The organism is Halorubrum halophilum, from assembly GCF_000739595.1.
In the GTDB taxonomy this organism is placed as follows: Archaea; Halobacteriota; Halobacteria; order Halobacteriales; family Haloferacaceae; genus Halorubrum; species Halorubrum halophilum.
The window spans coordinates 77,647-83,656 of the sequence record NZ_BBJP01000001.1 but is presented as its reverse complement, the minus strand read 5'-3'; the positions used below and the strand labels follow the sequence as shown (position 1 = coordinate 83,656).

Below are 6,010 nucleotides of genomic sequence, written 5' to 3'. Positions count from 1 at the left end.
CACAGCCCCGCCACGCACCTCCCGCCCCCCCAGCCTCGTCGGCGCGGCGCTTATAAGCGCCGCGCCGACTCCCTCGCGGGCTGGCTCGCGGCCGCCGAAGGCGGCCGCTCGCAGGCGCGCCACCGCGGATTTATTTATAAATGATCGTCGCTCGCCTACCCAAGCCGCTCGTCGAGAATGAGCCGCGTCTTCGTCGATTTGACCTCGTCCATCTCTCTTGCCTGCGAGATGAGTTCGTTGACCGCGCGCGTGTCAACGGCGTCGACGACGAGCACGATGTCGTCCTCGCCGGAGACCTGCCAGACGAAGTCCACCTCCTCCCAGTCGACCATGCGCTCGCCGACGGCGGCGGTGTCGACGTTCATCTCCACCGAAATCTCGATCATCGCCTTCACGTTGCCGGTGCGGGTCGTGACCGTGAACCGCTCGATGATCCCCTCTTCGGTCATTCGGTCGACGCGGTTGCGCACGGTCCCCTCGGAGGTCCCCACCCGGTCCGCGATCTCCGTGTACGGGGTCCGCGCGTCCCGTCGCAGTATCGAGAGGATCCGGCGATCGAGGTCGTCCATACTCGTCTCTCTCGTCCCGTCGACTTACTCGTTACGAATATCGTAACGAAGCTACGAACGACGCATTTATTACCCTTTGCGCGTACGTTTCTCGTAATGTCGGACGCCTACATCGCGCTGGCCGACGGACGCGTGCTCGAAGCGCGCGCTCGTGCGCCGGGGCGCACCCGTGGCGAACTGGTGTTCACGACCGCGTACACAGGCTATGAGGAGTCACTTACCGACCCCTCCTACGCCGAACAGATCCTCACCTTCTCGTACCCCCTGATCGGGAACTACGGCGTCCGAAGCGAGCGGTTCGAGTCCGACTCGGTCCAGCCGCGCGCGGCGATCGCCCGCGAGCTGACCGACGATGTCGCCGAGTGGCTCGCCGACGAGGACGTGCCCGCCGTCGACCACGTCGACACCCGCGAAATCGTCACCACCGTCCGCGAGGAGGGCGCGATGGCCTGCGGGATCGCCGCCGGCCCGGACGCGACCCCCGAGGACGCGGTCGCGGAGATGGAGGCGTGCGAGCCGATGAGCGACCACGTCGACATCGGCGCGCAGGTCTCCGTGTCGGAGCCGACCGTCCACGAGGGCGACGGTGTCGCCGACGTGGCCCTGCTCGACTGCGGCGCAAAGGGCTCGATCATCTCCTCGCTCACCGAGCGCGGCGCGGACGTCCACGTCCTCCCGTACGACGCGACCCCCGAGGACGTGGCCGACGTGGACCCCGACGTGCTCTTCGTCTCGAACGGCCCGGGCGACCCGGAGAACTTCGTCGCCGCGCAGGAGGTCGTCGACGCCTTCGCCGGCGACCTGCCGATGGCCGGCATCTGCCTCGGCCAGCAGGTGATCACCAGCGCGCTCGGCGGTTCGACCGAGAAGATGGCGTTCGGTCACCGCGGCGTCAACCAGCCCGTCAAGGACCTCCGCACCGACAAGGTCGTGATGACCACCCAGAACCACGGCTACACGGTCGACGACACCGGTCCGCTGGAGGTGACGCAGGTGAACGTCAACGACGACACGGTCGAGGGGCTCGACAGCGAGGAACTCGACGTTATCACCCGCCAGTACCACCCCGAGGCGAACCCCGGCCCGCACGACTCGCTCGGCTTCTTCGACGAGGTGCTGGACCTGGCACGATCGACGCCGCACGTCGCGGCCGACTGACGCCGCCTTCGGTTCCCCGCGGTTCCCGCTTCGCCGTGCGCCGTTTGTCCCGCTCCCTGAGCCCTCTCGCTGACCACCCGAGTACCACCCGGCCGACGCTCGCGATCCGTTTTCGCCCGCGACCGGCGACGTTTTCCCCCGTCCCCTCGCAGTGACGGCCATGACGACGGAGATCCTCCTCACCAACGACGACGGCATCGACGCCGTCGGGATCCGGGCGCTGTTCGACGCCCTCTCGAACGACTACGAGGTGACGGTGGTCGCGCCCGAGAGCAACCAGTCCGGCGTCGGCGGCGCGCGCTCGTGGTGGGACACGACGGTGGAGTACGCCGAGACCGACCTCGGCTACGCGGTCGAGGGGACCCCCGCCGACTGCGTCGCCGTCGCGGACGTAGCGCTCGGGCTCGACCCCGACGTCGTCGTCTCCGGCTGTAACCACGGGCCGAACATCGGCGCGCACATCCTCGGGCAGTCCGGCACGGTCGGCGCCGCGATGGAGGCGTCCTTCCTCGGCACGCCGGCGATCGCGGTGTCGCTGTACGACCGCGGCAACCTGCCCGTTCCGCCGACGCTCGACAACGACGACTTCGCGGTCGCCGCCGAGGTCGTCGCCGACCTGCTCGACCGCGCCGAGATCGGGGGCGGCGATGACGCCGGCGGGGGCGATGACGGAGGCGGCGACGAAGGCGGCGACCCCTCGCTCCCGTTCGGCGCCGACGTGTTGAACGTCAACGTCCCGGCGGCCGACGACGAGGCGGCCGACGATCCGACGTATCGACTGACGGAACCCGCGCGCGGCTTCGACGTGATCGAGTTCCACCCGGGCGAGGCGGAGCCGGAAGAGGAGAACGTCCCCGAGGGCTGGGAATTCAGCGAACGACGCGGAGAGATGGGGATGGAACTCCGCGACCGCTTCTGGCGGGAGTTCCTCCGCGGCGACGTTCCCGACGACGCCGGCTCCGACCGGCTCGCGGCCGTCGAGGGAGAAGTGAGTATCTCGCCGCTGTCGTCGTCGCGGTCGATCGCGGGCGACCGCGCCGGCGAGGTCGTCGGGGGCCCGACGGCGCCCTCGCGAGTCGAACAGGACTGAGTCGAAGAGTCTCTTTCTGCGGCCGCACTCCCTCAGCGCCGCCGTCCCGGCCGACGCGATCCGCCGGTGAACTCCTTGCCCAACCGCCCGAGGTACCACACGACGACCAGCCCCAGCGCGACCCCGACGCCCAGCGCGGCGAGCAGCTCGATCGACGAGGGGTCGAACTGGAGCGCGATCAGCGGCGGCGACACCGCCACGATGAGGAGGATGACGGCCTTTATCCGCCGATTCCCGGCGTCGCGCTCCGCCTCCGAGATGGGTCCTACCACGGTGATCCCTCCGCGGTCCGCGCTTGCCCTCCGATCGCTCCCGTGTCCATGGGCCTCCCACGGCTCGCCCCGATATCAACCCGGCGGAGCCGGGCGGACGCATGGTGTTTGTGAATATTTCTCATACCTACGTCACCGCGTCCTGATAAGTCTCACGACCGTTCACGGCGGTAACCGCCGGCTACCGTCGTAAACGGTCTCGTCGGTTTAAGCCCCTCCGCGTGCATGCGAAAGACGCCCCTACCCGCGACCCTCGGCCGTGGCCCCGATTCGTCGACGCAGTCCGGCTCGGATCTGGCTGTGCCTGACCGCGTCTTGACGAATCGCGTTCTCCACCGCCGTTCCGCGGCGCTTTTGAGCCGACCCCGATAACCGGAGAGCATGGACGACGAACTCCGCGAGCGCGTCGAGGCGGCCGCCGAGGCCGCCGCGCTGTTCAACGCGCTCAAACACGGCAGCGACCCGGACGTGGGCGCCATCATGGGCCCGCTGATGGGCGACAACCCCGACTTCCGACCGCACGGCGACGAGATCCCGGGCGTCGTCGCGCCGGTCGTGAACCGGATCGCCGGCATGGATGAGGCCGAGCGCCGCGAGCGCCTCGGCGAACTCGCGCCCGACAAGCTCGCGGAGCTGGAGGCGGACGACGAGGCGGACGAGCACGTCCTCCCCGACCTCCCGAACGCCGCGGAGGGCGAGGTCGTGATGCGCGCCGCGCCGAACCCCAACGGCCCGTGGCACGTCGGCCACGCCCGGATGCCCGCGGTCATCGGGACGTACAAGGAGCGATACGACGGCGAGTTCATCTGCCGGTTCGACGACACCGACCCGGAGACGAAGCGGCCCGATCTGGACGCGTACGACGCCATCTTGGAGGACATCGAGTACCTCGGGTTCGAGCCCGACCGCGTGATCCGGGCGTCCGACCGGCTGGAGACCTACTACGACCACGCCCGCGACCTGATCGACGCCGACGGCGCCTACACCTGCTCGTGTTCCGGCGACAACTTCTCGGCGCTCAAAAACGACGGCGAGGCGTGCCCCCATCGCGAGAAGGACCGCGAGACGGTTCACGAGGAGTTCGACGCCATGATCGACGGCGAGTACTCCGCCGGCGAGATGGTCCTCCGCGTCCGGACCGACATCGAGCACAAGAACCCCGCGCTGCGCGACTGGGTTGCGTTCCGGATGATCGACACCCCGCACCCGCGCGAGGAAGCGTCAGAGTACCGCTGCTGGCCCATGCTCGACTTCCAGTCCGGCGTCGACGATCACCTCACGGGCGTCACCCACATCATCCGCGGCATCGACCTCCAGGACTCCGCGAAGCGCCAGCGGTTCGTCTACGACTACTTCGACTGGGAGTACCCCGAGGTGCTCCACTGGGGCCACGTCCAGGTCGACGAGTACGACGTGAAGCTGTCGACGTCGACGATCAAGGGTCTCATCGAGGACGGCGAGCTGACGGGCTGGGACGACCCACGCGCCCCGACCATCCAGTCGATGCGCCGCCGCGGCATTCAGGGCCAAGCCCTCGTCGACTCGATGACCGAACTCGGGATGTCCACCTCCGACGTTGACCTCGCGATGTCCTCCGTCTACGCGAACAACCGCGACCTGGTCGACGACGACGCGAACCGCTACTTCTTCGTGCGCGACCGCGACGACGCGCCCGCCGTGGAGCTGCCGGTCGTCGACGGCGACGCGCCCGCGCCCGAGGCGGGCCACCCGCCGCTCCACCCCGACCACGCCGACCGCGGGGACCGCGAGGTGCCCGCCGGCCGGATCGTCGTCGAGTCCCCGGACCTCCCGAGCGAGGGCGAGCGCGTCTGGCTCAAGGGGTACGGCTGCGTCCGGTACGAGGGCGACGAGCTGGTCTTCGTCGACGCCGACATCGACGTGGTCCGCGACGGCGACGTGGACGTGGTCCACTGGGCGCCGGCCGACGAGGGGCTCGAGGCGCTCCTCCGGACCGTCTCCGGCGACGTGTGGGGGATCGCCGAGCCCGCGCTCGCCGAGGTCGATCCGGACACCGTCGTCCAGTTCGTGCGCGTCGGCTTCGCCCGGATCGACGGGTTCGATCCCGAGGCGACCGACGAGCCCGACGGCCCGACCGGCGAGGAAGACCTGCTCGCGTACTACGCGCACCCGTAGTCGGGGTCGCGGGGGTTAAGTAGCGAGCCCCGGAATCACTGGCAAGATGGCCATCGACTCGAATTTCGAACAGAGCCGGGAGCAGGTCGGCGAGGAGGACGGCGTCGCCGTCTGGGGCCCCGTCGAGCCGCCGGAGAAGCAGGGGATCCGCGGGACGCACGTCGCGGTCGATTTCGACATCTGTCTCGCCGACGGCGCGTGTCTGGAGGACTGCCCGGTCGACGTGTTCGAGTGGGTCGACACGCCCGGTCACCCCGAGTCGGAGCGGAAAGCGAACCCCGCCGACGAGGACCAGTGTATCGACTGTATGTTGTGTGTGGACGTCTGCCCGGTCGACGCGATCGACGTCGATCCCGGGCGCGAGAACCGGATCTAGATCTAGATCGTCACTCTCGTTGTCGAAGACATTTATAAATCGTTGTCAGCGCGGTGATCGAGCCCAATCTCTCAGCCGCTCGCTTATAAACAGCTGATCGCGGATCGACTGCGAACACCGCCAAAGCCCCAGCGACGAGGGCTGCGGACGCTCGTTGCGCTCCTCAGTCAGTCGCTTCGCTCCCTCCCTGCGGTGCTTACGTCGCCTCCGCAGCCCTCGTCGCTGCCCCTTTGAGTCCCGCCCCGCACAGCACCGAACCTCACACCTCCCCAGCCTCGTCGGTCGCCCTCCGCGTTGCTCCGGGCGACCGACTCCCTCGCGCGGGCGACTCGCAGCCTGACGGCTGCTCGTCGGCACGCGCCGACCGCACATCATTTATGAATATCCGTCG

6 protein-coding genes are annotated in these 6,010 nt (G+C 68.9%); 4 read left to right on the top strand and 2 right to left on the bottom strand.

The window, feature by feature from the left end:
* Positions 1–155 precede the first annotated feature (155 nt).
* On the bottom strand, positions 156–569 hold the full coding sequence (locus tag ACP96_RS00380) for an Lrp/AsnC family transcriptional regulator (protein ID WP_050026908.1): 414 nt from the start codon (positions 567–569) through the stop codon (positions 156–158).
* Positions 570–665: 96 nt separating this feature from the next.
* Between ACP96_RS00380 and carA the strand changes: the two genes are divergently transcribed.
* Both carA and surE read left to right on the top strand, forming a co-directional pair.
* Positions 666–1,727 carry a glutamine-hydrolyzing carbamoyl-phosphate synthase small subunit gene (gene carA / locus ACP96_RS00375; RefSeq protein ID WP_050031694.1) on the top strand — a complete coding sequence of 354 codons (1,062 nt, stop codon included), beginning with the start codon at positions 666–668 and terminating at the stop codon, positions 1,725–1,727.
* Positions 1,728–1,887: 160 nt separating this feature from the next.
* A complete protein-coding gene (surE, locus tag ACP96_RS00370; RefSeq protein ID WP_050031693.1) occupies positions 1,888–2,817 on the top strand; it encodes a 5'/3'-nucleotidase SurE in 930 nt (309 codons plus the stop codon).
* 32 nt (positions 2,818–2,849) lie between these two features.
* Here the strand turns inward: surE and ACP96_RS00365 are convergent, their stop codons facing one another.
* Positions 2,850–3,089 carry a hypothetical protein gene (locus ACP96_RS00365; protein ID WP_202593891.1) on the bottom strand — a complete coding sequence of 80 codons (240 nt, stop codon included), beginning with the start codon at positions 3,087–3,089 and terminating at the stop codon, positions 2,850–2,852.
* A 381-nt stretch (positions 3,090–3,470) separates the two neighbouring features.
* Between ACP96_RS00365 and ACP96_RS00360 the strand changes: the two genes are divergently transcribed.
* Positions 3,471–5,243 (top strand): glutamate--tRNA ligase, encoded by a 1,773-nt coding sequence (locus ACP96_RS00360; protein ID WP_050031692.1) that lies wholly within the window; start codon positions 3,471–3,473, stop codon positions 5,241–5,243.
* Positions 5,244–5,289: 46 nt separating this feature from the next.
* Entirely contained in the window at positions 5,290–5,619 is a 330-nt protein-coding gene (locus tag ACP96_RS00355; protein WP_050026913.1) for a 4Fe-4S dicluster domain-containing protein, read from the top strand.
* The last annotated feature ends 391 nt before the right edge of the window (positions 5,620–6,010 follow it).

Excerpts from the sequence above, each read along its gene's own strand:
- surE (WP_050031693.1), top strand. The coding sequence starts at position 1,888 with ATGACGACGGAGATCCTCCTCACCAACGACGACGGCATCGACGCCGTC.
- ACP96_RS00360 (WP_050031692.1), top strand. The coding sequence starts at position 3,471 with ATGGACGACGAACTCCGCGAGCGCGTCGAGGCGGCCGCCGAGGCCGCC.
- ACP96_RS00380 (WP_050026908.1), bottom strand. The coding sequence starts at position 569 with ATGGACGACCTCGATCGCCGGATCCTCTCGATACTGCGACGGGACGCG.
- carA (WP_050031694.1), top strand. The coding sequence starts at position 666 with ATGTCGGACGCCTACATCGCGCTGGCCGACGGACGCGTGCTCGAAGCG.
- ACP96_RS00355 (WP_050026913.1), top strand. The coding sequence starts at position 5,290 with ATGGCCATCGACTCGAATTTCGAACAGAGCCGGGAGCAGGTCGGCGAG.